Source organism: Rhizobium sp. BT04 (genome assembly GCF_030053135.1).
In the GTDB taxonomy this organism is placed as follows: Bacteria; Pseudomonadota; Alphaproteobacteria; order Rhizobiales; family Rhizobiaceae; genus Rhizobium; species Rhizobium binxianense.
In genome coordinates this window covers 836,476-862,792 of record NZ_CP125652.1, presented here as the reverse complement: position 1 = coordinate 862,792, position 26,317 = coordinate 836,476, and the positions used below count along the sequence as shown (strand labels likewise).

Annotated in this window: 28 protein-coding genes; 15 read left to right on the top strand and 13 right to left on the bottom strand. The window is 60.9% G+C overall.

What is annotated here, in order from left to right; all coding sequences use genetic code 11:
* Positions 1–3 precede the first annotated feature (3 nt).
* From QMO82_RS12825 to QMO82_RS12815, 3 genes are all read right to left on the bottom strand, one after another.
* Complete coding sequence (locus tag QMO82_RS12825) at positions 4–630, bottom strand: glutathione S-transferase family protein (protein ID WP_183607161.1); 627 nt, start codon at positions 628–630, stop codon at positions 4–6.
* 76 nt (positions 631–706) lie between these two features.
* Entirely contained in the window at positions 707–1,153 is a 447-nt protein-coding gene (locus QMO82_RS12820) for a GNAT family N-acetyltransferase (RefSeq protein WP_183607162.1), read from the bottom strand.
* A gap of 71 nt (positions 1,154–1,224) precedes the next feature.
* On the bottom strand, positions 1,225–2,436 hold the full coding sequence (locus tag QMO82_RS12815; protein WP_065280120.1) for an NADP-dependent isocitrate dehydrogenase: 1,212 nt from the start codon (positions 2,434–2,436) through the stop codon (positions 1,225–1,227).
* A 186-nt stretch (positions 2,437–2,622) separates the two neighbouring features.
* Here QMO82_RS12815 and QMO82_RS12810 point away from each other — a divergent pair, with 186 nt between their 5' ends.
* The 11 genes from QMO82_RS12810 to QMO82_RS12760 all read left to right on the top strand — a co-directional run bounded on the left by QMO82_RS12810 (position 2,623) and on the right by QMO82_RS12760 (position 13,629).
* Positions 2,623–3,150, top strand: coding sequence for a hypothetical protein (locus QMO82_RS12810; RefSeq protein WP_183607163.1), 528 nt, complete (start codon positions 2,623–2,625; stop codon positions 3,148–3,150).
* 112 nt (positions 3,151–3,262) lie between these two features.
* The gene (locus QMO82_RS12805) at positions 3,263–5,311 is read left to right on the top strand and encodes an FUSC family protein (protein WP_183607164.1); all 2,049 of its coding nucleotides are present in this window, start codon (positions 3,263–3,265) and stop codon (positions 5,309–5,311) included.
* A gap of 4 nt (positions 5,312–5,315) precedes the next feature.
* Positions 5,316–6,146: an RNA methyltransferase gene (locus QMO82_RS12800; RefSeq protein WP_183607165.1), complete on the top strand. Its 831-nt coding sequence runs from the start codon at positions 5,316–5,318 to the stop codon at positions 6,144–6,146.
* Positions 6,127–6,927: a glutamate racemase gene (gene murI / locus QMO82_RS12795; RefSeq protein ID WP_183607166.1), complete on the top strand. Its 801-nt coding sequence runs from the start codon at positions 6,127–6,129 to the stop codon at positions 6,925–6,927. The genes QMO82_RS12800 and murI overlap by 20 nt, the downstream gene beginning before the upstream one ends.
* Positions 6,928–7,000: 73 nt before the next feature.
* Positions 7,001–7,447, top strand: a complete 447-nt coding sequence (locus QMO82_RS12790; protein WP_183607167.1) for a GNAT family N-acetyltransferase — start codon at positions 7,001–7,003, stop codon at positions 7,445–7,447.
* 149 nt (positions 7,448–7,596) lie between these two features.
* The gene (locus tag QMO82_RS12785; RefSeq protein WP_183607168.1) at positions 7,597–9,111 is read left to right on the top strand and encodes an ATP-binding protein; all 1,515 of its coding nucleotides are present in this window, start codon (positions 7,597–7,599) and stop codon (positions 9,109–9,111) included.
* A gap of 224 nt (positions 9,112–9,335) precedes the next feature.
* Positions 9,336–9,953, top strand: a complete 618-nt coding sequence (gene rpsD, locus QMO82_RS12780; protein ID WP_004676212.1) for a 30S ribosomal protein S4 — start codon at positions 9,336–9,338, stop codon at positions 9,951–9,953.
* A 72-nt stretch (positions 9,954–10,025) separates the two neighbouring features.
* Complete coding sequence (locus tag QMO82_RS12775; RefSeq protein ID WP_097612827.1) at positions 10,026–10,955, top strand: glutaminase; 930 nt, start codon at positions 10,026–10,028, stop codon at positions 10,953–10,955.
* Between the two features lie 60 nt (positions 10,956–11,015).
* The gene (gene ttcA, locus QMO82_RS12770; RefSeq protein ID WP_183607169.1) at positions 11,016–11,888 is read left to right on the top strand and encodes a tRNA 2-thiocytidine(32) synthetase TtcA; all 873 of its coding nucleotides are present in this window, start codon (positions 11,016–11,018) and stop codon (positions 11,886–11,888) included.
* Positions 11,889–11,936: 48 nt separating this feature from the next.
* A complete protein-coding gene (locus QMO82_RS12765) occupies positions 11,937–12,764 on the top strand; it encodes an inositol monophosphatase family protein (RefSeq protein WP_183607170.1) in 828 nt (275 codons plus the stop codon).
* A gap of 40 nt (positions 12,765–12,804) precedes the next feature.
* Positions 12,805–13,629 (top strand): inositol monophosphatase family protein, encoded by an 825-nt coding sequence (locus tag QMO82_RS12760; RefSeq protein ID WP_183607171.1) that lies wholly within the window; start codon positions 12,805–12,807, stop codon positions 13,627–13,629.
* A 128-nt stretch (positions 13,630–13,757) separates the two neighbouring features.
* On the opposite strand, the gene dapF is transcribed toward QMO82_RS12760, so the two are convergent.
* The 6 genes from dapF to QMO82_RS12730 form a co-directional block, all read right to left on the bottom strand.
* Positions 13,758–14,576, bottom strand: a complete 819-nt coding sequence (gene dapF / locus QMO82_RS12755) for a diaminopimelate epimerase (RefSeq protein WP_183607172.1) — start codon at positions 14,574–14,576, stop codon at positions 13,758–13,760.
* A 202-nt stretch (positions 14,577–14,778) separates the two neighbouring features.
* Complete coding sequence (locus tag QMO82_RS12750; RefSeq protein WP_183607173.1) at positions 14,779–16,059, bottom strand: multidrug effflux MFS transporter; 1,281 nt, start codon at positions 16,057–16,059, stop codon at positions 14,779–14,781.
* A 34-nt stretch (positions 16,060–16,093) separates the two neighbouring features.
* Positions 16,094–17,299 (bottom strand): multidrug effflux MFS transporter, encoded by a 1,206-nt coding sequence (locus QMO82_RS12745; RefSeq protein WP_183607695.1) that lies wholly within the window; start codon positions 17,297–17,299, stop codon positions 16,094–16,096.
* Between the two features lie 137 nt (positions 17,300–17,436).
* Positions 17,437–17,772 (bottom strand): Grx4 family monothiol glutaredoxin, encoded by a 336-nt coding sequence (grxD, locus tag QMO82_RS12740; protein WP_183607174.1) that lies wholly within the window; start codon positions 17,770–17,772, stop codon positions 17,437–17,439.
* A 145-nt stretch (positions 17,773–17,917) separates the two neighbouring features.
* Complete coding sequence (locus tag QMO82_RS12735) at positions 17,918–18,736, bottom strand: c-type cytochrome (RefSeq protein WP_183607175.1); 819 nt, start codon at positions 18,734–18,736, stop codon at positions 17,918–17,920.
* 66 nt (positions 18,737–18,802) lie between these two features.
* Complete coding sequence (locus QMO82_RS12730) at positions 18,803–19,033, bottom strand: hypothetical protein (RefSeq protein ID WP_027684531.1); 231 nt, start codon at positions 19,031–19,033, stop codon at positions 18,803–18,805.
* A 164-nt stretch (positions 19,034–19,197) separates the two neighbouring features.
* Here QMO82_RS12730 and QMO82_RS12725 point away from each other — a divergent pair, with 164 nt between their 5' ends.
* Entirely contained in the window at positions 19,198–20,412 is a 1,215-nt protein-coding gene (locus QMO82_RS12725; RefSeq protein WP_183607176.1) for a hypothetical protein, read from the top strand.
* Positions 20,413–20,588: 176 nt separating this feature from the next.
* Here QMO82_RS12725 and QMO82_RS12720 read toward each other — a convergent pair whose 3' ends face one another.
* From QMO82_RS12720 to QMO82_RS12705, 4 genes are read right to left on the bottom strand one after another with little or no spacing between them, the layout of a single operon-like run.
* Entirely contained in the window at positions 20,589–21,305 is a 717-nt protein-coding gene (locus QMO82_RS12720) for a transporter substrate-binding domain-containing protein (RefSeq protein WP_183607177.1), read from the bottom strand.
* Between the two features lie 13 nt (positions 21,306–21,318).
* A complete protein-coding gene (hpaI, locus tag QMO82_RS12715) occupies positions 21,319–22,083 on the bottom strand; it encodes a 4-hydroxy-2-oxoheptanedioate aldolase (protein ID WP_183607178.1) in 765 nt (254 codons plus the stop codon).
* A gap of 7 nt (positions 22,084–22,090) precedes the next feature.
* A complete protein-coding gene (gene hpaH / locus QMO82_RS12710; protein ID WP_183607179.1) occupies positions 22,091–22,873 on the bottom strand; it encodes a 2-oxo-hept-4-ene-1,7-dioate hydratase in 783 nt (260 codons plus the stop codon).
* Between the two features lie 21 nt (positions 22,874–22,894).
* Entirely contained in the window at positions 22,895–23,788 is an 894-nt protein-coding gene (locus QMO82_RS12705) for an intradiol ring-cleavage dioxygenase (RefSeq protein ID WP_183607180.1), read from the bottom strand.
* A gap of 252 nt (positions 23,789–24,040) precedes the next feature.
* Between QMO82_RS12705 and QMO82_RS12700 the strand changes: the two genes are divergently transcribed.
* The 3 genes from QMO82_RS12700 to QMO82_RS12690 are packed head-to-tail and all read left to right on the top strand — an operon-like array spanning position 24,041 to position 26,313.
* Positions 24,041–24,775, top strand: a complete 735-nt coding sequence (locus QMO82_RS12700) for a GntR family transcriptional regulator (protein ID WP_183607181.1) — start codon at positions 24,041–24,043, stop codon at positions 24,773–24,775.
* Positions 24,775–25,596: a sugar phosphate isomerase/epimerase gene (locus QMO82_RS12695; RefSeq protein WP_183607182.1), complete on the top strand. Its 822-nt coding sequence runs from the start codon at positions 24,775–24,777 to the stop codon at positions 25,594–25,596. Before QMO82_RS12700 ends, QMO82_RS12695 begins: the two co-directional genes overlap by 1 nt.
* A gap of 48 nt (positions 25,597–25,644) precedes the next feature.
* Positions 25,645–26,313 carry an amino acid ABC transporter permease gene (locus tag QMO82_RS12690; RefSeq protein ID WP_183607183.1) on the top strand — a complete coding sequence of 223 codons (669 nt, stop codon included), beginning with the start codon at positions 25,645–25,647 and terminating at the stop codon, positions 26,311–26,313.
* The last annotated feature ends 4 nt before the right edge of the window (positions 26,314–26,317 follow it).

Genomic DNA, 26,317 nt, shown 5'->3' with positions numbered 1-26,317 from the left:
AGACTAAGCAGCCTGCATCGTCTTGCCGGCCTCGTCGTCCAGTGCATTCGCGCGCTTATAGGCCTCACGCTCGCTGATGCGGCCGAAATAATCGACGAAGGCCTGGCGTTTTTCGATGCTGCCGAAGCCGAGGCCCCAGCCGACATGGGAGCCGACATAGACGTCGGCGGCGGTGAAACGCTCGCCGGTGACGTAGGTCGAGCCGGAGACCGCCATTTCAAGCGTGTTCATGACATCGCCGAAACCGCCGCAGCCGGCCATGCGCAGGCGTTCCTGCGGAATTTCGAAGCCGAGGGCCTTCATCGTCACCGCCGACTCGAGCGGACCGGCGGCAAAGAACATCCAGCGGTAATACCGGGCGCGCTCCTCCGGCCTCGGCGCCAGCGCCTTGTCAGGGAAGGTCTCGGCGAGATAGGCGCAGATCGCCGCGCATTCGGTGACGACGGTATCGCCGTGGCGGATCGCCGGCACCTTGCCCATCGGATTGACCGAAAGGTATTCCGGCGCCTTCATCGTTTCGCCAAAGGTCAGGAGTTCGGTGCGGTAGGGCTGGCCGATCTCCTCCAGCATCCAGCGCGCGATGCGGCCGCGCGACATCGGGTTCGTATAGAATACCAATTCTTCGGTCATGACGTCCTCCTCGTGTTGCCTTTTTTGGTCCCACGGAATCAATAGCGCAGCGATGGTCGCCTGCAAGTCCCGACCGTTAGAGCGCCTTGCGGTACTGAATGAAGCCCGAGCGCTCGGCGATCCTGTCGTAAAGCCGCCGTGCCGTCGCATTGGTTTCATGAGTCATCCAATAGAGCCGGCCTGCACCATTGGCGCGGGCGAGATCGGCGACAGCCTCGATCAGTGCGGCACCGGTGCCGAGCCCGCGTTGGCTGTCTTCGACATAGAGATCCTGGAGATAGCAGGTCCATTGCGGCAGCCAGCAGGAGCGGTGAAAGATGGCATGGACGATGCCGACAAGACGGCTGTCTTCGTCGAAGGCGCCGAGCGCATGCATCGGTTCCTCAGGATCATGGAAGCGAGCCCAGGTGAGATCCGTGGTTTCGGGCGGGATGACCACTTCGTAGAAGCGCTGATAAGCCTCCCACAGAGGTTCCCAAGCGGCGCGGTCCGAGGGTTCAAGCGGTCGCTGGATGGCCGTCATCGGTTCATTCTCCCAAAATGAAAACGGCGGGGAAATCCCCGCCGCTTCGATGCTATCTCGGAAAGACCGGCTTATGCCATGGCCTTCTGCAGGTTCTGGTCGATCTTGTCGAGGAAGGCGGTGGTCGAGAGCCACGGCTGGTCGGGGCCGATCAGGAGCGCCAGGTCCTTGGTCATGAAACCGGATTCGACGGTGTCGACGCAGACCTTTTCCAGCGTGGAAGCGAACTTGGCGAGCTCGGCATTGTCGTCGAGCTTGGCGCGATGCGCCAGGCCACGGGTCCAGGCGAAGATCGAGGCGATCGAGTTCGTCGAGGTTTCCTGGCCCTTCTGGTGCTGGCGGTAGTGGCGGGTGACCGTGCCGTGGGCGGCTTCGGCTTCGACGGTCTTGCCGTCTGGCGTCAGCAGAACCGAGGTCATCAGGCCGAGCGAACCGAAGCCCTGGGCAACGGTGTCGGACTGGACGTCGCCGTCATAGTTCTTGCAGGCCCAGACGTAGCCGCCAGACCACTTCAGCGCCGAAGCGACCATGTCGTCGATCAGGCGGTGTTCGTAGGTGATGCCGGCTTCCTTGAACTGATCCTTGAATTCGGTCTCGTAGACTTCCTCGAAAATGTCCTTGAAGCGGCCGTCATAGGCCTTGAGGATGGTGTTCTTGGTCGACAGATAGACCGGCCACTTGCGCATCAGGCCGTACATCATCGAGGCGCGGGCGAATTCGCGGATCGATTCGTCGAGGTTGTACATGGCCATGGCGACGCCGGCGCCCGGTGCGTTGAAGACTTCCTTCTCGATGACGGTGCCGTCTTCGCCGACGAACTTGATCGTCAGCTTGCCCTTGCCGGGGAATTTGAAATCGGTGGCGCGGTACTGGTCGCCGAAGGCGTGGCGGCCGACGACGATCGGCTTGGTCCAGCCGGGAACCAGGCGCGGTACGTTCTTGCAGATAATCGGCTCGCGGAAGATGACGCCGCCGAGAATGTTGCGGATCGTGCCGTTCGGGCTCTTCCACATTTCCTTGAGGTTGAATTCCTTGACGCGGGCTTCGTCCGGCGTGATCGTCGCGCACTTGATGCCGACGCCGTATTTCTTGATGGCGTTGGCGGCGTCGACAGTGACCTGGTCGTTGGTGGCGTCGCGGTTTTCGACCGACAGATCGAAATAGTCGATGTCGAGGTCGAGATACGGATGGATCAGCTTATCCTTGATGAGCTGCCAGATGATGCGCGTCATTTCATCGCCGTCGAGATCGGCGACGGGATTGGCGACCTTGATCTTGTTCATGTATCTGCCTCGTTCGAGCTTAAATGGGGACGGGGTCCCGGTGGGTGACGTGATGAGGAGCGCTATAGCATTGTGAACCGGGAACGCAAAGCTGCAACGGGTTTGAGAATGCGTTTTTGCCGGCATTGCCAAGCGCTGAAATCCGGCTAGTGTCCGCCTTGATTTGCCCGCCCGGAACATTCGACCATGAAGACAATCGCCGCTGTTATCGCAAGCCTTATCGCCTTTTCAGGTGCCGCCCGTGCCGCCGATGCCACTGCGCCGGTGAAGGAGATCATGGACGCGACCAGGAGCAACTGGGCCGACAACAACGGCGACTGGACCGACATCTTCGATGCGAGCCGGCTCGCCCATCTCTACAGCAAGGATTTCGTCGCCAAGTACCAGGCCGCCGCGCAATTTCCCGCGGTCGATGACGATGGCATATCGCCGTTCGACTACGACGTCATCATCAACGGTCAGGATGCATGCCCGCTGGAGGATCTGACGATGGCGGCGGCGCCTGTGGTCAACCGGACGGCTGAGGTGACGGTGCGCTTCAAGAAATCCGCCTGCTCGGATGCGCCCGATGCCAAGGACTACACGACCGTTCGTTTCGAAGTGATCGAAGAAGACGGTACACCAGTGATCGACGATATCGTCACCGAGAATATCGAAACGCAGGGCCGTGATTCCCTGAAGGCGACGATGGCGCTGATTGCCAAGGGCCAATAGGCGCGCGACATTCGATCGATACCGGGGAATCGATCCCGGGCGATTGTTCCGATCGGTTCTGCGATGGTTTGATTTCCGCTCTTGCGGCGGTATCTGTCGATCCTTCCGTGGCATGAGGGCTCCGCATTTGTTTTCCGGTTTTCAGCTTCGCGACTGGCTGCTTGCCAACGATCCGGCGCTTTCGCGCCTGCGCATGGCCTCGCGGGTGACGCTGACGATCGTCCTTTCGTTCTTGATCCTGCTTGCCATCCACGCCCTTGTTCTGTCGCTGCCGACCGCGGCTTTTGGCCTCGGCATCGTGCTGTCGATCGAAGGTGGGATCGCTGTGCGCGACAAAGGCAATGCGCGCCAGCTGGTGACGCGGCTCTTCGGCTGCGGCGCAAGCCTTGCCGTCGTCGCCGTCGCGGCGGGGCTCGAGGACAGCCGTTTTCTCTCCGATCTCGTCTTCCTGGTGGTGATCGCGCTTGCATCGGCGGCACGCGTGTTCGGGCCGCGCGGTTTTGCCATCGGCATGTTCGCCTTCACCTCCTATTTCATGGGCGCCTATTTCCGGCCTTCGTTGGCCGATCTGCCGGAGGTGGCAATCGGCCCCGTCGTCTCCGTGCTCCTCGGTCATCTGGTGCGGGCGGTGCTCTTGCCCGACGATTGGCGGCGCGACCTGCTGCGCTCGCTCGAAAGCGTCAGGGGGCGGATCAACCAGATCCTCTTCAAGCTTGCGGCGCTGGCCGGCGGCGCCGAGATCGGTGAAGCCGACCGGCAGGAACTGCGCCAGCTGGAAGACCGGCTGAAGGAGGTGGTGCTGATGGCGGAGACCTTCATCCCGCGCCCGCCGGCCGGCGTCTTCGACGGTGCCGCCGACCCTGCCGCCGAGCTGGCGATCCGGCTTTTCGATGCACATCTAGCCGCCGAGAGCGCGATCGTGCTGAGCCTCCAGAGCCCGGCGCCTTTTGCGCTCGTCCATGCCGTGATCCAGGCGGATGCGGCGGAGCTTGCAAGATTTGAGGGAATGGCGGAAGCCATCAAGGACCAGCCGCAAGGCGAAACCGTGCGGGCACTGCTTTGGCTCGGCGAGGCGCGGCAGCAACTGACGCAGGCGATCGATGAGGGACAGGTTTCCAGTTTCTCCGGCATCGACGCCGGCAAGGACACGGCGCAATCCCAGCCGATCGACTTTTCATTCGGCAATCCGCTGCTGCGCTCGGCGCTGCAGATCACGCTCGCCTCGGCAATCGCCATGGGCTTCGGCCTGCTCTTGTCGCGCGAGCGCTGGTTCTGGGCCGTGCTTGCCTCTTTCCTGGTCTTCACCAACACAAATTCGCGTGGCGATACGGCGATGAAGGCGCTGTCGCGCTCACTCGGCACGGTGTTCGGCATTGCAATCGGCCTTGGGCTGGCGACGCTGATTTCGGGCGAGCCTGATATCGCCATTCCCGTTGCGGCGGTCTGCATCTTCCTCGCCTTTTATTTCCTGCAGGTCTCCTACGCGACAATGACCTTCTTCATCTCGATCGTGCTCTGCCTGGTCTACGGCATGACCGGCGTGCTGACACTCGACCTGTTGAAGCTGCGCATCGGCGAGACCGTGATCGGCGCGGTCGCCGGAACGGCGGTCGCCTTTATCGTCTTCCCCACGCGCACGCGCGGCGCGCTCGATGTCGCACTCGCGCGCTGGTTCCAGGCGCTGCGCGAGCTGCTTGGCGCGCTCGGCGAGGGCAAAAGCAGTTTCGAGCTGATTGCGCTGTCGCAGAAGATCGATGCCTGCTACCGCGATGTGACGGTGACGGCGCGGCCTCTCGGCTCCTCCTGGTCGGTGGTGACGCGGCCCGGTCAGATCCGCCAGACGCTGGCGATCTTCCTGTCCTGCACCTATTGGGCGCGTATTTTGGCGAAGAGTTACGAAACGCCGGTCGCTGACGACAATCTGAACAGGCTGATCGCGGCGGATCTGGCGCTGATCGACAGCGCCGCGCCGCGCGGTTCGGCTTGTTTCCTGATCAGGCGCAAGGCGTCACGGACAACGGGACGACACCTGCCGCTGTTGCGGGAGGGCGCGAGACTCGGGCTTGAAATGATCGGTTCGGCGCTGGAAAGGCTCTATCCGCAGGCCGATGTCTTGCCGTTTGCAGCGGGCGAGGCTATTGCGCGCTCGAAACAGGGATAGGACCATGGCAGGCACGAACAGCGAACGTCAACTTCTGGCCGAAGGGCCGGCCATCATACTGGTCGAGCCGCAGATGGGTGAGAATATCGGCATGGTGGCGCGCGCCATGGCGAATTTCGGCCTCGCCGAACTGCGGCTCGTCAATCCGCGCGACGGCTGGCCGAATGAGAAAGCATTGGCGACCGCCTCCAAGGCCGATCACGTGATCGAGGCGACCAAGGTCTACGACACGCTGGAGCAGGCCGTCGCCGATCTCAATTTCGTCTATGCGACGACGGCGCGCGAGCGCGACGGTTATAAGCCGGTGCGCTCTCCGGTCGTTGCCGCGGAAACGCTCAGGGCGAGGTTCCGGGCGGGCGAGGGCACCGGCATCCTCTTCGGGCGCGAGCGCTGGGGGCTGACCAACGAGGAGGTGGCGCTTGCCGACGAGATCGTCACCTTTCCCGTCAACCCGGCCTTTGCCTCGCTGAACATTGCCCAGGCCGTGCTGCTGATGTCCTATGAATGGATGAAATCCGGCATGGAGGATGTCGGCGCCGTGCCCTTCCAGGCGATGGGGCAGACGCCTTCGACCAAAGAGCAGCTCTTCGGCCTGTTTGACCAGTTGGAAGAGGCTCTCGATGCGCGCGGATATTTCCATCCGGCCGGGAAAAAGCCGAAAATGGTCGACAATCTGCGCGCTGTTCTATCTCGCCGGGCCTTCACGGAGCAGGAAATCAGCGTGTTGCGCGGCGTCATCTCCTCCCTCGACCGCTTCTCGCGCAAGAGCCCGCGCGGCGGCCGGTTCCCGACAGCGGCCAAGGAAACACCGCCAGATGACAGCGCCGACGCATGAACTGAAGCCTATTCTTCTCTTCGATTCCGGCATCGGCGGGCTGACCGTCTTGCGCGAGGCGCGTGTGCTGATGCCCGAACGCGGCTTCATCTATGTCGCCGACGATGCCGGCTTTCCCTATGGCGGCTGGGAGGAGCAGGCACTGAAAGAGCGGATCATCGGGCTTTTCAGCAAACTCTTGGCGGATCACGATCCCGAGGTCTGCATCATCGCCTGCAACACCGCCTTCACGCTTGTTGGCGCCGACCTGCGCGCCGCCTTTCCGCAGATGACCTTCGTCGGCACCGTGCCGGCGATCAAGCCGGCGGCGGAGCGCACGCGCTCGGGCCTGGTCTCGGTGCTCGCCACCCCCGGCACGGTGAGACGGGCCTATACGCGCGATCTCATCCAGTCCTTCGCCCAGCAATGCCATGTCCGTCTTGTCGGATCAGAGAACCTTGCCCGCATGGCGGAGGCCTATATTCGCGGTGATGCCGTCTCCGACGATGCCGTGCTTGGCGAAATCGACCAATGTTTCGTCGAGAAGGATGGTCAGAAGACCGATATCGTCGTGCTCGCCTGCACCCACTATCCTTTCATGGCCAACCTCTTCCGCCGGCTTGCGCCCTGGCCGGTCGATTGGCTCGACCCCGCCGAAGCGATCGCGCGGCGCGCCCGCACGCTGGTGCCGCTGGTCGCCGATGCTGTGCATCCTGACAATTTCGACTTCGCGGTCTTTACATCAGGCCAGCAGGATTTCGCAACGCGGCGGCTGATGCAGGGGTTTGGCTTGCGGGCGTAGCGCCGCGATTTGACGCTCGGATTTGTGGACACGTTCTGGCCGACACGTAATCGCGCGGAAGAAAGGGAGCAGCATGTCCATTGTTATCAGACAGATGCAAGCAAGCGACGGTCCGCTTTGGGCTGAGATGCGCTTCAAGCTATGGGATAGCCTTTCTGTCGATGAACATCTTGGCGATATAGGCAGAATGCTCAAGAACAAGAGACGGACCGGCTATCTTGCGCTGAGTCCAGAGAACGCGCCCCTTGGTTTTGCCGAGATATGCATACGGGAATACGCGAACGGCTGTACTGCACAGCCCGTCCCATTTCTCGAAGGCATCTGGATCGATCCCAAACATCGCCGGCACGGCGTCGGCCGCACATTGGTCGAAAAAATGACCGCTGATCTGATCGAGCAGGGATTTCAGGAGCTTTGCTCCGATGCAGGCATCAGAAACAGACGCTCTCACCGGGCGCATGAGAATTGGGGTTTTGCTGAAACCCAGCGGGTGGTCTATTTCCGCAAGATTCTTCGATAGGTTGGGGCAGCATCTCAGATCCTGGAATTGTCCTGTGGGTTGGCGAAATCCGGTCCTGAAAGCTGGCGCATTCTTTGATAGACGGGGCGCTGCCGTTTCGGAAGAATGGCGCTTCGTTCATGTGAGTCTCTTCGCCGCGAGGATCAGCATTGCAGGTTGGCATCGATATGGGATTGGCGTCCGGCAGCCCGGCGACGCTCGATATCGAGGAGCTGCTGGCGACCCGTCTGCTGGTGCAGGGCAATTCCGGATCGGGCAAGTCGCATCTTTTGCGCCGTCTGCTCGAGCAATCGGCGCAATGGGTGCAGCAGGTCATCATCGATCCCGAGGGTGATTTCGTCACGCTCAGCGACAGGTTCGGCCATGTCGTCGTCGACGGCGAGAGGACCGAGGCGGAGCTTGCGGGCATTGCCAACCGCATCCGCCAGCATCGGGTTTCCTGCGTACTGACGCTCGAAGGTCTCGACATCGAGCAGCAGATGCGTGCTGCAGCCGCCTTCCTCAACGGCATGTTCGATGCCGATCGCGAATATTGGTATCCGGTGCTCGTCGTCGTCGACGAGGCGCAGATGTTTGCGCCGTCGGTCGGCGGCGATGTCTCGGAAGATGCGCGCAAGATGTCGCTCGGCGCGATGACCAACCTGATGTGCCGCGGCCGTAAGCGCGGCCTTGCCGGCGTGATCGCGACACAGCGGCTTGCCAAGCTTGCCAAGAACGTCGCCGCCGAGGCCTCGAACTTCCTGATGGGCCGCACCTTTCTCGATATCGACATGGCCCGCGCCGCCGACCTGCTCGGCATGGACCGGCGCCAGGCCGAGATGTTTCGCGACCTGAAGCGCGGCAATTTCGTCGCTCTCGGACCGGCGCTGTCGCGCCGGCCGCTGCCGATCCAGATCGGTGCGGTGGAGACTTCGGCGCGCTCCTCCAGCCCGAAGCTGATGCCGTTGCCGGATGCGCCACAGGATGTCGAAGACCTGATCTTCACGCCCGATCCGGAAGAATTCCAGCGGCCGCTGGTGCGCCGCGCGCCGCCGGCGCCGCGGCCGACCACCGATATCCTGGCCGAACTCTCGCGCTCGACGCCGGCGGCGTCACCCGCACCTGCCGAGGCGAGGGCGAGCCAGGTGGAAGTCTCCGCCGAGGAGCGGGAGGAGCGCCTGGCCGGCGTGCTTGCCGAAATCCTCGACGATCCCACCGCCGCCTTCCGCACCGATTCGGTGCTTTACCAGGATTTTCTCGTGCGGTTGCGCATGCGACGCGTGCCGGGACCGCCCATCGCGCTGCCGGATTTTCGCCGGCGCGTGGCGATCTCGCGCTCGGGCGTCGATGCGGAAACGGCCGCGAGCGATGCCTGGACGACGGCTCTGTCGCTGTCATCAGGTGTCACCGACGACCTGCAGGGTGTCTTCCTGATGCTCGCCAAGGCTGCCGTCTGCGGTGAGCCTTGTCCGTCGGACGCCCGCATCGCCCGCGCCTACGGCACCCATTCCGCCCGCCGTGCGCGGCGCCTGCTCGGCTATTTCGAGGAGCAGGGGATCGTCGTCGTGCACACCGACTTTGCCGGCAAGCGCATCGTGGCTTTTCCCGATATGAATTGCCAGACGGCGCCGGGCGACGCCAACGCGCCTGATACAGGCGGCGACCAGCCCTTGGCGGCGGAATAGTGGCGCGTTCAGGCTTTGCCGCTGTTGACATTTTCATGACGGCCCTCTAAAAACCGCGCCAAGCACCGGGCAGCAATGTCCGGTGTTTCATTTGACATGTCCCGTGGATCGTTCCTGTTCGCTAACCGGAACATCCTGTCAGATCTCGGCAGAGATCAGAGGAGGGCGTGTTTCCTTCGTGCGGTTTGGTAACAAACCGTCATAAACCTTTGAAAGGAAATACGATGAGCAAGCGCGAATCGTCCAAGTACAAAATCGACCGCCGCATGGGCGAAAACATCTGGGGCCGTCCGAAGTCCCCGGTGAACCGCCGCGAATACGGCCCGGGCCAGCACGGCCAGCGCCGCAAGGGCAAGCTTTCGGACTTCGGTGTGCAGCTGCGCGCCAAGCAGAAGCTCAAGGGTTACTACGGTGACCTACGCGAAAAGCAGTTCCGCGCGATCTTCGCCGAAGCCGACCGCCGCAAGGGCGACACCTCTGAAAACCTGATCGGCCTGCTGGAATCGCGTCTCGACGCCATCGTCTATCGCGCCAAGTTCGTTCCGACGGTCTTTGCTGCCCGTCAGTTCGTCAACCATGGCCACGTGACCGTCAACGGCGTGCGCGTCAACATCGGTTCCTACCGCTGCAAGGCCGGCGACGTCATCGAAGTTCGCGAGAAGTCGAAGCAGCTGGTGACCGTTCTGGAAGCCGTCAGCCTCGCCGAGCGCGACGTTCCTGATTACATCGAAGTCGATCACAACAAGATGGTCGCCACCTTCGGCCGCGTTCCGACGCTCAGCGACGTTCCGTTCCCGGTCGTCATGGAGCCGCATCTGGTCGTCGAATTCTATTCGCGTTAAGAAGAACCAGGCGTTTTCGCTTATGGAAAAGCCGCTCTTTCGGGCGGCTTTTTTGTTATCCGGAGAGAAGCGATGGCGGATTTGCAGGCGACCCTCGATAGCATCTACACCGATATCCTGCCGCGGATCGGCGAGGGTAAGGTGGCCGACTATATTCCCGAGCTCGCCAAGGTCGATCCGCGGCAGTTCGGCATGGCGATTGTCACCGTCGACGGCAAGGTCTATCGCGTCGGCGATGCCGACATCGCCTTCTCGATCCAGAGCATATCCAAGGTCTTCATGCTGACGCTGGCGCTCGGCAAGGTCGGCGAAGGCTTATGGAAGCGTGTCGGGCGCGAACCGTCCGGATCGGCTTTTAACTCGATCGTCCAGCTCGAACACGAGAGCGGCATCCCGCGCAATCCCTTCATCAATGCCGGCGCCATCGCCGTCAGCGACGTGGTCATGGCCGGCCATGCGCCGCGCGAGGCGATCGGCGAATTGCTGCGCTTCGTGCGTTATCTCGCTGATGACGAATCGATCACCATCGACGACAAGGTGGCGCGCTCGGAAACGCAGACGGGTTACCGCAATGTCGCGCTTGCCAATTTCATGCGCGCCTACCGCAATCTCGACCATCCCGTCGATCACGTGCTCGGCGTCTATTTCCATCAATGCGCGCTGTCGATGAGCTGTGAGCAGCTGGCACGTGCCGGGCTGTTCCTGGCGGCGCGCGGCAGCAATCCGATGACCGGCCATTCGGTGGTCTCGCCGAAGCGGGCGCGGCGCATCAACGCGCTGATGTTGACCTGCGGCCATTACGACGGCTCGGGCGATTTCGCCTATCATGTCGGCCTGCCCGGCAAGAGCGGCGTCGGCGGCGGCATCTTCGCGGTTGCGCCCGGCATCGCCTCGATCGCAGTGTGGTCACCGGGGCTCAACAAGGTCGGCAATTCGCAGCTCGGCGCGGTGGCGCTGGAGATGCTGGCGGCGCGCACCGGCTGGTCGGTTTTCGGCGATTGAGACTGTGTTGGCGAAGGGCTTTCTGCTAAGGCAAGCATGAATCCTCGATAGGACGAAGCAATGAATATCGCAGCCAATATCGCTGACGACCTGGATAGCGGGGAAGCCGACAGCGGCATCGGCCATGCGCTGTTTGCCGATGCACCACGTTCCGTCTCCTTCAACAAGCTGCGCAAGCGGTTGCTGCGGCAGGTGCGCCAGGCCTTTGACGATTTCGACATGCTGAAGGGGCAGAAGCGCTGGCTGGTGGGCCTTTCCGGCGGCAAGGATTCCTACGGGCTGCTGGCGCTGCTGCTCGATCTGCAATGGCGCGGCCTGCTGCCGGTCGAGCTCGTGGCCTGCAATCTCGACCAGGGGCAGCCGAACTTTCCCAAGCACGTGCTGCCGGATTATCTGACCAAAATCGGTGTGCGGCATCGGATCGAATATCGGGATACCTATTCGATCGTGAAGGAGAAGGTGCCGGAAGGCGCCACCTATTGCTCGCTCTGTTCGCGGCTGCGGCGCGGCAACCTCTACCGTGTCGCCCGGGAAGAGGGCTGCGATGCGCTGGTGCTCGGCCACCACCGCGAGGACATTCTCGAAACCTTCTTCATGAATTTCTTCCACGGCGGGCGGCTTGCCTCGATGCCGGCGAAACTTCTGAACGACGAGGGTGACCTGATGGTGCTCCGGCCGCTCGCCTATGCCGCCGAGGATGACCTCGCAAAATTCGCCGCCGCCATGCAGTTTCCGATCATCCCCTGCGATCTCTGCGGCTCGCAGGACGGGCTGCAGCGCAATGCGATGAAGGATATGCTCGCCGACATCGAGCGGCGCATGCCGGGACGCAAGGACACGATGCTGCGGGCGCTTTCGCATGTGAACCCGTCGCATCTGCTCGACCCGAAACTCTTCGACTTTTCCACCCTTGGTGTCACCGATCCTTCATGAAAAGCCGGCTAAGCAGGCTGGCTATTTGCATGAAGAGCAGGAATTCGCATGACAATTTCAGATCAGGATATTCTCTTTCTCGGCGACTGCATCAGGGAAGCGGCGCAAGCCGAGATCATGCCGCGTTTCCGCAATCTCGGTGCTGCCGACGTTTCGGAAAAGACCTCGGCAACCGACCTTGTGACGCAGGCGGATCTGCTTGCCGAACACCGGATCACCGCGGCGCTGAAAGAGCGCTTTCCCGCAGCACTCGTCGTCGGCGAGGAGGCCTATGATGCCGACCGGTCCGTCGTGCCGGCACTTGCCGATGCCGAACTTGCCTTTGTCATCGACCCTGTCGATGGGACCTTCAATTTCGCCGCCGGGCTTCCGGTCTTCGGGACGATGCTGGCAGTGACAGTCAAAGGCGAGACGGTCGCCGGCATCATTCACGATCCCGTTCTCGGCGATACCGTGACGGCGATCAAAGGCGCGGGCGCTTTCCTGACGCGCCAGGACGGGCAGTCGACAAAGCTGAAGGTGGCGGAGCCTGCTAACCTGAACCAGATGGTCGGCGGCATGTCATGGAGCCATATGGACGAGCCGGATCGTTCGCGCATCTGTGCCAACATGGCGAAGATCCGGATGACCTTCGCCTTCAACTGCTCGGCCTATGAATATTGGATGGTCGCCTCGGGCAAGCTGCATTTCATCGGCCATGCGAAGCTGATGCCCTGGGATCACCTGGCCGGCGTGCTCGCACATCAGGAGGCCGGCGGTCATACGGCGAAATTCGACGGCACGCCCTATCGCCCCGGCGAGACGACGGGCGGCATCATCTCCGCACCCGATAGGGACAGCTGGCAGCTGATCCGGCGCGAGATCGTCGGCATCTGATTCAAGCTTCTCCTGAGAGACCTAAGCGTGGGGATTTGACATGACTTCGACCGTTGACTTGACCGTTCTTGCCGATCTGCTGCGGCGTGCGGCGAAGGCGGAGATCCTGCCGCGCTTCCGCCGGCTTGGCCAGGATGACGTGCGCGCCAAGAGCGAGGCGACCGATCTCGTCACCGAGGCCGACGAGCAGGCTGAGCGGATGATCAAGGCGGAATCTCAGCGGCTCTGGCCGGGTGCGCTGTTCCTTGGTGAAGAATCGGTCGCAGCCGAGCCTGCCTTGCTCGGAAGCCTCGAACATGCCGATCTCGCCATCGTCGTCGATCCTGTCGACGGCACGTTCAATTTCGCCGCCGGCATCCCGGCCTTCGGCGTCATGGCCTCCGTCGTTTCAGGCGGTGAGACCATTGCCGGCATCATCTACGATCCGATGGGCGACGACTGGGTGATGGCGGAAAAGGGCGGCGGCGCCTGGCTGCGCCGGCCGGATGGCGAAGCACAGCGGCTGCGCACGGCCGAGCCGGTTGCCCTCGACCAGATGGTCGGCATGGCCTCGACCGGCTACCTGCCGCAGGAGAAGCGGGCCGAGATCCTCGGCAATCTCGCCAAGGTGCGCTTCCTCACCAATTACCGCTGCGCCGCCCATGAATACCGCACCTTTGCCGGCGGCCATGTGCACTACCTCATGTATAACAAGCTGATGCCCTGGGACCACCTTGCCGGCACGCTAATCTCGCAGGAGGCAGGCGCCTATGCGGCGCGCTTCGACGGCTCGCCCTACCTGCCCCATCATCTCGATGGCGGGCTGCTGATTACCCCTGACAAGGACTCGTGGGAGGTGCTGCGGCACGAGGTGTTTACAGTTTGAACTTATGCACCTGACTGATCGGGCCGGACCTATCGTCGAAAAGTCGGTCGCAGAACTCAGATTTTGCGGCCGAATTCTACGACAACGAAATTCCTGCACTGCCGACGACGTTCGCGTCGCCTTGAAACTTATGAATTACGCGACGGCCCCTCAAACCAGACACCGCTGAAATTCGGTTCGACCGGTCCGGTAAGAAACACGCTTCCGGTACCATCCCATCTGACCGTAACCGTTCCGCCATCGCATTCGACTTCGACAGAGTCGTCCAACAAACCGCGCCGGATCCCATTTACAGCTGCGCCGCAGGAACATGATCCCGAGCCAAGCGGAATCCCGCCGCCGCGTTCCCATATGCGGAGACGAATCCGTGTCGGGCTAAGTACCTGAACGAAATGGACATTGGTCTTTTGCGGAAACAAAGGGTGCGATTCTATCTCAGGTCCAAGCGCCTCCACGTCCACGGCTTCCAAATCTTCGACAAAGAACGTGCAATGTGGATTGCCCATACTGCAAGCAGTTGGGGTGCCCGGTAAAGGCAGCACTAAAGTGTCCACCTCCTGGGCGATCGGCACATCGCGCCAATGTAGAAACGGTTCACCCATATCAACCGATATCAGGCCATCCGTTTCCAGAGAGCAATTGAGAAGCCCACGGTTGGTCCTGACTATAACTGAGGAAGAGCCGGTTTCACGCAGCAGCTTCCAAGCAACACCTCGTGTGGCACTACCGCATGCATCGAGCATTGAACCGTCCGGATTCCAGAACGTAAGCCGAACCGCAGCATCATCGCAATCCGACATAACCGCGAGTTGATTGAAGCCTATTCCGCGGTTCCGATCTCCGAGCCGCTTGGCGATGTTTTGATTGATTTTGTTCGCTTGCCCACGCAGATCGACAACGACGAAGTCATCTCCATTTGCGTGCATTTTCTGAAAACTGAAAGACATCGTTGCTCCAATGTACAATTCATTGCGAAAACCATATCGCCGCAAAATTCCCGATCAAAACAACAGCTTTGCGACTGATTTTCACAACATCGCAAAATCAGTCCTTTGCGGAGCCAAATTTGGAGAATGCGCTGCGAAGATATTTTCGTCGAGCATGCTCCATATTTTGACTAGGGGCTCGGCCGGTCCGGCACGCTTCATTTCAGAAATGCGCCGCACCCGGATCGAGCTGCGGGCTGTCGCCGGGGTGGGTGAAGAGCTTGCCGTTTTCGGCCCAAAGGGTGGCTGCGATCGTCACCGCGCCGAAGAGCGCGAAGCCGCCGAAGAGCGGCTGCACCGTGCCATTGAACATCTGGCCGACGAGACCGCCGAGGATGGCGCCGAATGTGGTGGAGACGAAGCCGGTGATGGCGGTGGCCGTTCCGGCGAGATTGCCCATCGGCTCGAGGCTGATGGCCGTGAAATTGGTGGCGATCACGGCAAACATCATCAAGACGATTGAGAAGATGCAGTAAGCGATGGCGAAATCCGGTTTGCCGGCCAGCGAATAGAAAAAGCCGATCGCCGACAGCGCCGTGAAGATCAGCAGGGCTGTGTGCGAGATGCGGCGCATGCCGAATTTGCGCACGAAGAATCCATTGGCGAAATTGGCGACGGCGATGCCGCCGGCGGTGGCCGCAAAGGCGATCGGCAGCCAGTCGCCAAGGCCATAGACCTCGCCGAAGACCTGCTGCACCGAGATCACATAGGCGCTGATGACGCCGGTGAACATGGTGAGGCCGACCATGTAGCCGCAGGTGATGCGGTTGGTGAGCACGGTCTTGAAACCATCCATGACAGAGCCGAACGACAGCGGCAGCCGCTCTTCCGGCGGCAGTGATTCCTTCAGCCGCAGAAGAGCCCAGACGAACAGGATGGTGGCGATGATGCCGAGCAGGATGAAGATCCAATGCCAGTCGGCATAGGTGATGATGAGCTGGCCGATGGAGGGAGCAACGATCGGCACGATCATGAAGACGATCATCACATAGGACATCACGCGGGCCATTTCGCGGCCGCCGAAGCAGTCGCGGACGATGGCCATGGTGGTGATGCGCACCGCCGCGCCGCCCACACCCTGAACGAAACGCATGACCAGCAGCATTTCGAAGCTGCCGGTCGCTGCGGCGGCAAACATTCCGACAATGTAGCAGGCCATGCCGCCGAGCAGGATGTTGCGGCGGCCGAAAGTATCCGAAAGGCTGCCGAAGAAGATCTGCGAGACGCCGAAGCCTAGGAAGAACACGCCGATGATGAGCTGGGCGTCGTTGGTATTGGTGACGCCGAGGGAATGGCCGATATTGGGTAATGCCGGCAGCATGCTGTCGATCGCCATGGCGATGCTGGCGGTCATGATGGCGATGGTGACGACGAATTCGCCAAAGCCCATGCCGATGCGGCGGGAGCCCTGGTTTTCCTGGTGCGGTTTATGCGGCGGCGTCATGTGGTGAATCCTGGATGCGAATGAGGCCGGCCGTTCAGACGGCCGGATTCTGCTGTTGGAAGAGGCGGCCCTTCTCGGCGATCAGGACGAAGACCAGCCCGATGAGCGACACAGTGAAATAACCGGCGACCATCGGCAGCGCGGTGCCGTCGAAGGCTTGGCCGATGCCGGCGCCGATCAAGGCGCCGCCGACCGTGCTCATGAAGCCGAGCACGGACGAGGCGGTGCCTGCGACATGGCCGAGCGGCTCCATGGCGAGCGAATTGAAGTTCGAGCCGATCCAGCCGAACTGGAACATGGCAAGGCCGAAGAAGGAGATGAACAGGGCGAAGGGCATCGGCTCGGTGCTGGCCATCTGGACGATCAGCCAGATCGTGTTGATGGCGATAAAGCCGATGAGCGAACCGTGCGACAGGCGGCGCATGCCAAGCTTGCCGACAAAGCGCGAATTGAAGAAGGACGACAGCGACATGAAGATCGCCACGCCGGCGAAGGCGAAGGGGAAGTAGACGCCGAGATCGTAGATGCCGACATAAACCTGTTGGGCCGAATTGATGAAGCCGAACAGCGCGCCGAAGATGAAGGTGCTGGCAATGGTGTAGCAGAGCGCCACGCGATTGGTCAGCACCAGCTTGAAGGCGCCGAAGATCGAGCGGGCGGTGAAGGGGCGGACATTGCCGGGATGCAGGGTTTCCGGCAGACGCAGATAGGCCCAGACGGCGATAGCAGTCGCCATTGCAGCGATGAAGAGAAAGATCAGATGCCAGTTGCCGAAGAACATGACGATCTGGCCGGTGCCGGGCGCAATCACCGGTACGATCATGAAGACCATCATGATCAGCGACATGACTTCGGCCATCTGCCGGCCGCCATAGATATCGCGGACAATGGAGACGGTGATGACGCGCGTTGCCGCCGAACCGACGCCTTGCACGAAGCGCAGGGCGAGCAGGCCTGCGAAGGAAGGCACGAAGACGATACTGATGGCGGAGAGAATGTAGATGACGAGACCGATCAGAAGCGGCGTGCGGCGGCCGAAACGGTCAGACAGCGGTCCGTAGAACAACTGGGCGCAACCGAAGCCGAGCAGATAGGTGGAGACGACGAATTGGCGGTGATTCTCGCTCTCGACGCCCAGGCTCGCGCCGATCTGCTGCAAGGCGGGCAGCATGATATCGATCGCCAGAGAGTTGACGGCCATCAGGAAGGCGGCGAGCGCGATAAACTCTCGCCTGCCCATGGGCAAGCGGCCCGCGGACACGGCTTGTGATGAATCTGTCACAATGAATTCCCACAAACAGGCTAAGGCGCTGCTGGCCGCAGCGCCTCGGACTCAAGATTACAGATTTGGAAACCGGGCGGACGCCCGGTGACCGGTCAGGCGGCGCCGCGCACGGTGATGCCGTTTTCCTGGAGATGCTGCTGCAACTCACCAGCCTGGAACATTTCCCGGACGATGTCGCAGCCGCCGACGAACTCGCCCTTTATGTAAAGCTGCGGGATCGTCGGCCAGTTGGAATAATCCTTGATGCCCTGGCGGATTTCCGAATCGGCGAGCACGTTGACGCTCTTGTAGTCGACGCCGATGTAATCAAGAATTTGCACCACCTGGCCGGAGAAACCGCACTGCGGAAACTGCGGCGTGCCCTTCATGAAGAGGACGACGTCGTTGGTCTTGATTTCGTTGCCGATGAATTCGTGAATGCCGCTCATGGGACCTAATCCTTTCAACAGGCGGGTTAAAGGCCCACCGTTTCAATCGTTGCCTTTAGATAGCATGCAACAGCAGGAATTCCAGCCGCCCGAACCAAAAAAAGACCAGTTCGCGCAGGCCGTTGCCGGGGTTGTTGCCGTCGCGTTACGGTCGATTGGTGAGATAGGTCTGAATCTGCTCGATTTCGGCATCGGTGAAATGGCTGAAATCCCATTGTGAAACCTGTGTCATCACGCCGAGATCGCGGCCGCCGACACCCTTGCCGGTGCGCAGCAGCGTCTTGAAATCGGCAGCCGAATAGGATTGCGCCAGGGGCTTAAGCGCCGGCGCCAGGAAGGCTTCCGACTGCTTTGCCGTATCGAGATTATGACAGTGGCTGCAACCGGTCCTGAAGGCATATTCGCCGATATCGGCCGGACGCGTCGCGGCAGGGGTGATGAGGGCAGGCACCAGATCGGCCTCGAATGGGATCTTGTCGAGCGCCAGGCCGATTCGCCCGAGCGGCCCCCATTGCGTCGTTCCTGCCACCGCATCTGGAAGCTGCTTCAGGCTGCGCATCCAGGCAATGATCGCTGCCATGTCATCATCGGTGATATTGGCCAAGTTGCTAGCCGGCATGATGAAGGCGCCGGTACCGTCCTTCTTGACGCCATGGCGGATGAGGCGCACGAGCTCAGCATCGCTGTACATGGGTACGAAGCGGGTCAGGTTCGGCGCGACGATGCGGCCGACGCCCGGCTCGTCGATGAGCACGTTACCGGCATCGTGATGACAGCCGCCGCACATCAGCGTGCGGGCGCGACGTTCGGTTTCCGCGGCAGGCAGCGTCGTCTTGACGGTGAAATCGGCAACCGCAACGTCGTAGGTCCTGGAAAGGCGCATCTCCGACAGGGCGTAGACGCCGGCAACGGCGATGAGACAGATCGCGACGACGGCCGCGATAATGATTTTCAAAATGCGCATCGTCGGTTCATAACTCCCCAAGAGCACCGCAGAATTCGTCCGAAACCGCTCACATTTGATCGTGCCTTAGCTGCGTCGCTGGCGGCTGCGGCCAGCGGCGGTGCGGCGCTTACTGACCTGTTTGCGGGCAGGCTTAGGCTTGGCCGAGGTCGTCTTGCGCGCAACCTTCGTCGTCGCGGCGGGGCGTGTCTTACGCCTCCTGCGCTTCGTCGTGGCGCGGCCGGTGGTTTTTTTCAGGATCTCCTTCAGCACGCTGTCGACGACGCCTGATATCAATTCTTTGACTAGGTCGGCCACAAAACCCCTCCGTTCGTGATGCAAACGACATGGATGCTATTGAATTCCGGAAGAGTTCGGTTAGCAAGACAGCTTCGAGACCATGGCTGCTTTTTTGCCCCTATCAGGGCGCAGCAGCCGGATCGCAGGAACATGCCGGCCATTCGTCCGGCCGGAAGAGTGGAATGAAACTGATCGAGAAGCGGGTCGTCCTGCATTTTACGGGCTTCGAGCCGCTCGATGGCGTTGCCCACAGAGCACGCTACGAGCGTTCGGCCAGGCAGAGTGCCGCCGTCTGGGGCTATTCGGTTGAAACGGGCGCGCCGGAGGCAGGAAGTGATCCCCTCAGTTTCGTGGTCACGACGGGCGAACGGGCAGCCGCAAAAGCGGCGCCCGTGGGCGCCGACAAAGCGGCGGCCGGCGAAGAGACCGGTTCCCCTGGCTGGCAGACGAAGAGCCGGATCCACATGGTCGATCATGATGCGCTGGTAAGCAGGCTGCGCGACGGCAACACGCTGAGCCAGATCATGGCAGGCTTCAGAAGCTGCGTTGAGATCATGCTCGAAGGCGGGATGCGGGGATATTTCCGCCATGCCTGGCGCTTCGGCCTGTTCTTCCTCTTTCCGTTCCTGTTGACAGCGCTGGCGATCGTGGTGACGGCACAGATCGCCATCCTGCCCTATGTGCTCGGTTTTTCAGCTTGGCACTTGCTCTGGAGCGGGCCGCTGGGGCTTTGCTTCTTCATCTTCGCCTTCCTGCCGTTTTCCGAACGCTTCCATACGCTGCATCTCTTTGCCGATTGGGAAATGGCAGTGGCGCTCGGCCGGATGGACCGGGCCGATTTCAACGACTGGCTGGAGGATCGGGCCACTGCCGTGCGTGCAGCACTGGACGAAGAGGCGGACGAATATGTGATCTCCTCGCATAGCATGGGATCGAGCGTTGCCGCCCATGTCGTTGGCCTATTGCTCGAGAGGGAGCCGGAGATATTCAGGGGCAAGCGCGTGGTGTTCGCCACGCTCGGCAGCGCGATTCTGCAATGCGCACTGCTGTCGTCGGCGAGCGTGCTTCGCGCCCGCGTCGGCTTGATCGCCCGCTGTCCGGAGATCTCCTGGCTCGACGTGCAGTGCCTGACCGATTCGATCAATTTCTATAAGGTGCCGGTCGTTGCCGTCTCGGGCCATGCAGATGCGCCTCCGGCGAAGATCCTGCTCATTCGTGTCAAGCAGATGCTGACGCGCGAACATTACCGCAAGATTCGCAAAGACCAGCTGCGCGTTCATCGGCAATATGTGCTAGGGCCTGATCTGAAGGCGCCGTTCGATTTCACACTGATGACCTCGGGGCCGATGCCGGCGTCGGTCTTTGCCTCTCCGGAGCAGAACAAGCTGCCGGCTTGAGGGCTGGGTTCCGTCGGCAGCGTAGATTGAGGGCGATGTGGTGGTGTTGAATTGCTACGTGAAAGAGAGGAAGGAAACGTCGTTCTGGTCGAAGATCTGAACTTGTTGTAGATATTGCAGAGTTTTTGCCGCTCGGAGAGCGCGGGATCAAGCTCGACCCATTTCGCACGCCGCCATCATGGGAGATTCTCTTCACCGTCGCCGGCCAAGTCAACGTCTCCCGCAGCAGTTTCGCTCAGACGGCGTATGAAATCCGCAAAGAAGGCCGAGGCATGAACGGATCTTCGGTGCACGGCGATCGTCTGGGGAATTTCGGAGAACGCTCCCTCCACTAGTCGGAAGCCGGAAATCCGCTCCGAAGTCTGAACGAGGAATTCGGTCAACCCCGCAGCCGCGTCGCATTGCGACCCGACAAGGAGATCGATGGCAGCTGCCGGGCTGTCAGTATGCGAGACAGTGGCCTTTTCAAGGATACGTTCGAGCTGCTTCGTATAGGCGGCACTTCTTGCGGAGGCGATTTGCACGCTTTCAATGTCGAGGTCTCCGACCGTCCGGAACGCTGAAGCCTCAGCCACCATATAGGTCGCTTTGACGGACATATAGGGGGGTGAAAAGGAGAACCGGTCGGCTCTGGATGCATCCGAGGCAATGAAAGCAATGTCCCACTCGCCGCGATCCGCAGCGGCGAGGATGTCGGCGGCCGAGCCGTGCTGGATCAGCGACAGTCCGCAATCCAGTTGCTCGGCAATTTTGTGTCCGATCAGAGCGCTTGGACCGATCAATGCGGCCGCCTGATCGTCCCACCGGACCAAGGCTGCATTCGACATGTTGACGGCGGCCCGGATTACGCCCGCGGGCGCTATCTCGGACAGAACTTTCTTCCGCGTCGACATCGGCGCGAACTCCCTAAGATGCAAACCGGGCTGCCAGCGCCTCGGATCCTCTCGCAAGAAGGGCGACGTCTACGCCAACGGCGGTGAACAACGTCCCGAGCGAAATGCTGCGGGCTGCAAACGTCTCGTCCGGCGTGAGGATGCCTGCCGGCTTTCCAAGAATTTTCAGGCGTCCGATCGCGTCTTCGATCGCCGCGACCACCTCAGGATGCCCCGGTTGGCCGGGATGACCGAAGCTGGCCGCCAGATCGGCGGGGCCGATGAAGACGCCGTCGACGCCTTCGGTCGCTGCGATGGCCTCTAGCCGACCGAGTGCCTCTCGGGTCTCGATCTGCAGAAGCAGGCAGATCTCCTGTTCGGCAATCCGCGCGTAGTTCGGCACGCGCCCGAAGCGGGTGGCGCGCGTCAAGGCGGAGACCCCGCGAACGCCGTGCGGCGGATACCGTATGGCGGCGACCGCTGCCTTCGCTTCCTCTTCGTTCTGCACATAGGGAACGAGGAGCGTCTGAACGCCGATGTCCAAAAAGCGTTTGATCAGCACGGGATCGTTGAATGCCGGGCGTACGACTGGGGAAACGTCGTAAGGCGCGACCGCCTGCAATTGCGGTAGGACGGTGAGGACGTCGCTTGGAGAGTGCTCGGTATCGAACAGCAGCCAGTCGAAGCCCGACGGCGCGACGATTTCTGCCGCGTAGCTTCCGGGAAGGCCGCACCAGAGACCGATCTGGCTTTTACCGGCTCTCAGTTTCCGTTTGAAGTGATTGACGGGAAGTTCCATCGGCGCCTCACACGAACGAGACGCCGATGGAGCCGACCGGACCGTAGTCGGCTTGGATGACATCGCCCTTGACGATGTCCACGGGGCGGGTGAACGAGCCGGCAAGCACAATCTGGCCCTTCTTCAAGCCGCCTCCGATGGCATGGAGCTTGTTCACGAGCCAGGCGATACCCGCGGCCGGATGCCCCATTATAGCTGCGGAAACACCCGATTCCTCGATGATGCCGTTTTTCGAAAGGGTCGCGCCGACCCAGCGGATGTCAATATCCATTGGCCGGATGATACGACCACCCACGACGATCGCTCCAAAAGCAGCGTTGTCGGCGATCGTATCGGTGATCGCTCTGGGCACCTCGGTTCGGTAATCGATGATCTCAAGCGCAGGGACGACAAGCTCCGTCGCGCGCATGACATCATAGATCCGAGTGCCCGGTCCCTCGAGATCCTCACCCATCACGAAGGCGAGTTCGACTTCGAGGCGAGGCTTGATAAAGAGCTCCGCCTTGATCTGCGCTCCGTCGTTAAAAAGGGCGTCGTCGAGAATGACGCCGTAGTCGGGCTCGGTCATTTTCGAGGCCATCTGCATCGCCCGCGATGTCAGTCCGATCTTATGACCCGCGATCCGCGCGCCCTTTGCAATCCGCGCCTGCGCCCAAAGTGCTTGGATCTTGTAAGCGTCTTCAAGTTCCAAATTCGGATATGTCCTGCTCGGCTGGACGATGGGCTTGCGTTCGGTTTCTGCCTTCAGCAGTGCGTCGGCTGCCGCCTGGCGTTCTTTTTCCGTAATCATGATGTGGCTCTGCTGGTTTCGTTACTTGATCGGGGGACGCGGCAGAATGGCCTCGCCCGGCTCCATGACGTAGGTGTAGTCGAGCGAGAACCACGGGCCACTGACGTCCATGTCGGATGGGTGCGGCTCGTCATGACGGACAAAGTCGCCTGTCAAAGCCGCGGTGACGCCAAACTGCACATCGGATTCAATGTTCGGATCGCTCGGGTCGAAGACCTGGGAAATAAGGGTTTTGTATCCCTCTTTGAAGATCAGCGCGTGCAGATGAGCAGGTCGGTAGGGGTGGCGGCCTTGCGCTTGGAGAAGCCGACCTACGACTCCGTCGACAGGGATGGGATAGCCGACCATCTTGACCGTTCTAAACCAGAACCGACCCTCGTCGTCCGTAGTGAACTTGCCGCGCAGGTTCATTTCCGCCTGATCAGGATCCTGGTTCTCGTAAAGGCCGACAGGAGAGGCGTGCCATACGTCTATCTCGGCGCCTGGGATGGGCTTACCTCCCCGATCAACCACCTTCGCGTGGACGAACAAGGGTGTTCCCGGAGTTTCCGACCGGATGATGGTTCCGCCGTTTTCGACCCGCGGAGAGTTGAGCCGCCAGAACGGCCCGAGCAGCGACTGTGAAGTCTCTGTCTGCCCGTTGTCGCCGTTGTTGAGCAGGCATACAAGCGAGGAGACGCCAAGCGATCCTGCCATGAGCACGAATTCGTTGTGGCTGTCGGTCTTCAGCTGGCCAATTTCGTTGAGGATGGCGGTCGCTTCGCGAAACTCGACTTCCGACAGCCTGACTTCCCGCACGAATGCGTGGAGATGCTTCACCATCGCAACGAGTATATCTCGCAACCGTGGATCTTCGGTGCGGTTCATCACGGCGAGGACGGCAGGCGTCAACTCGCTTTCGGTCCTGATTGCCATAAGGCTACCTCCCAATGAGGCTCGACTATCAGAATAATCGATTATCGGTCAAGCCACTCATTGAATTTTCAACGCTCATGGCAGAGACGGAATCGTGCCTGATGGCAAATAACTAACTGTAATAACTTGATTAACACGAATTTCCACAGGCAAAGACGTGGGCATTCAGTGCTTTTTGACCATATCAAGTTGACATAGATAATCGTTTATTATATCGATCATCGAAACTTGGTTGAATTGCTTGGAGGAAAGATGGACTCGGCCGACGACAGCTCTCTTGGGCCGTTGACAGGAGACGGGCCGTCAGCCGGCTTCCTCGACGATGGCAAGAACACCATCGGCAGTCAGCTCGCATCGCGTCTTCGGGAGGCGATCATCTCCGGTGAACTGGAAGCGGGCAGCAAGATCAATCTCGACAAGGCGCGGAAGACTTTCAATGTCAGTCTGAGCCCGTTGCGGGAGGGCCTAGCCCGGCTCATTTCAGACGGCCTGGTCGAGTTTCAGGACAACAGAGGCTACCGCGTCGCGCCGATCTCGCTGGCTAATCTCGAAGAGGTCACGAGCCTGCGCGAGGAGCTCGAGGTTTTCGCGCTGCGTGAATCCATGCGTCTTGGCGACGTCGAATGGGAGGGCAACATTATGCGTGCGCTTCATCGTCTAAACCGCACGGAGCGCGACGCCGCGCGTCCGGAAACGCTGGAGCACTGGGAAGCGCTTCACCGCGAATTCCACCTCACCTTGATCTCGGGCTGTGGCAAACCTCTGCTACTTCACTTCTGCAGTCTTCTGCTGAATCTCAACGACCGATATCGCCGGGTCTTCCTGATCCGTACGTCGGGGGACCGCAATGTAGGGCAGGAGCACAGCGAGATTGCCCAGGGAGCGGTCGCGCGTGATGTCGACTATGCCTGCGAAAAGCTCCGCCAGCACATTCATCGCACCGGCACCAATCTTCGCAACCATCTCGCGACGAAGGGAATCGCGTGATGGCCCCCGCAACATCGAAATCGGCGCGCCTGATTGGCGTCGCGCACTTCTCATCAATATTGCTGTCTCCCGTGGAATTTGCGAAGGCCGCAGCGCGCGCGGGATTTTCCAGGATCGGGCTCAGACTGAATCCGGCGTTCCCTGGTGCGCCTTACTACGAATTGCCTGTCGGTAGTTCAGCTGCAGGCGAGCTGAAATCCGTGCTTACGGGTGAAGGCGTCGAGGTTTTCGATATCGAGTTCTTCGTAATCGACCCCTCCTTCGACGCGGCGTCGGTGGAGGCCACAGTCGCCGCGGCTGCGAACATTGGAGCACGCCGGCTCAGTGTCTGCGGAGATGATCCTGACCAAGCCAGATTGGCATCGAACTTCTCGGATCTCTGCGGCCTTGCGGACCGCTACGGGTTGGCTGTCGACATCGAGAACATGGGTTGGCGGGTGATTAAAACCTTCCAGGACAGCGTCGGCCTTGTGAAGGCGAGTGGTGCCCGCAATGCCGGCGTCCTTGTCGACGGAGTACATTTCTTCAGGAATGGCGGCACGCTCGCCTCGCTCCGAACCGAGATCGGCTGGGTAAAGCACGTTCAGTTGTGCGATGTCGCTGGAGCGGCGCCGGTGACACCAGAGGAGATGATCGCTGAAGCTAGAGGCGGGCGGTTCGCACCGGGGGAGGGCGAATTGCCGTTGAAGGAACTCGTCGCAGCGGTCGCTAGCTCCGCGGCGATCTCGGTGGAAGTCCCACTCGCAGGGTCCGCCCCGCATGAGACGCATTTGAAACAACTGTACGACAAGGCCGAAGGATTATTCGGGCCGGTTCGCTGATCCGGCGCCGGCGCGGCGTGAGCCGCGTCGGAGGGAGGAAGTCAACATATGGGTTATACGTTCGATTTTGGTGCGGTCTTCGACCGCGCCCCAGAATTGTTTTGGGGTTCGCTTGGGACGCTCGGTCTTGCGGTTGCCGGAATGATCCTTGCGCTCGCGATCGGTATTCTCGGCGTCGCTGCAAGAACATCCAAGAACAAACTCGTTCGAGCTCCGGTGATTACCTTCGTCGAGATTGTCCGAAACACACCGTTCCTGGTGCAGATATTCTTTATCTACTTCGCACTTCCGCTCATGGGCATCCGACTGAACCCCACCGCTACCGCTATCATCGCGCTGGGGATCAATGGCGGCGCCTATGCGATTGAGATCATTCGAGGCGGCGTCGAAAGCGTGAACAAGGGACAGGTTGAGGCAGGCTTTGCGTTGGGCTTGCATAAGGCCGATGTGTTCCGGCTGATCGTTCTGAAGCCGGCTCTGCGGGCGATCTATCCGTCCCTGACCAGCCAGTTCGTGATGCTGACCTTGACGACTTCGGTCTGCACTTCGATCGCCGCCTACGAGTTGACCTCGGCGGCCCAACGGATCGAATCCGACACTTTCCGAAGCTTCGAGGTCTATTTCAGCGTGACCGCAATCTACCTCGTCATCTCGAGCCTGATGATGGGCATCTTCGCCCTCATCTCCCGTTACTACTTCAACTACCCAACCCGATAGGAGG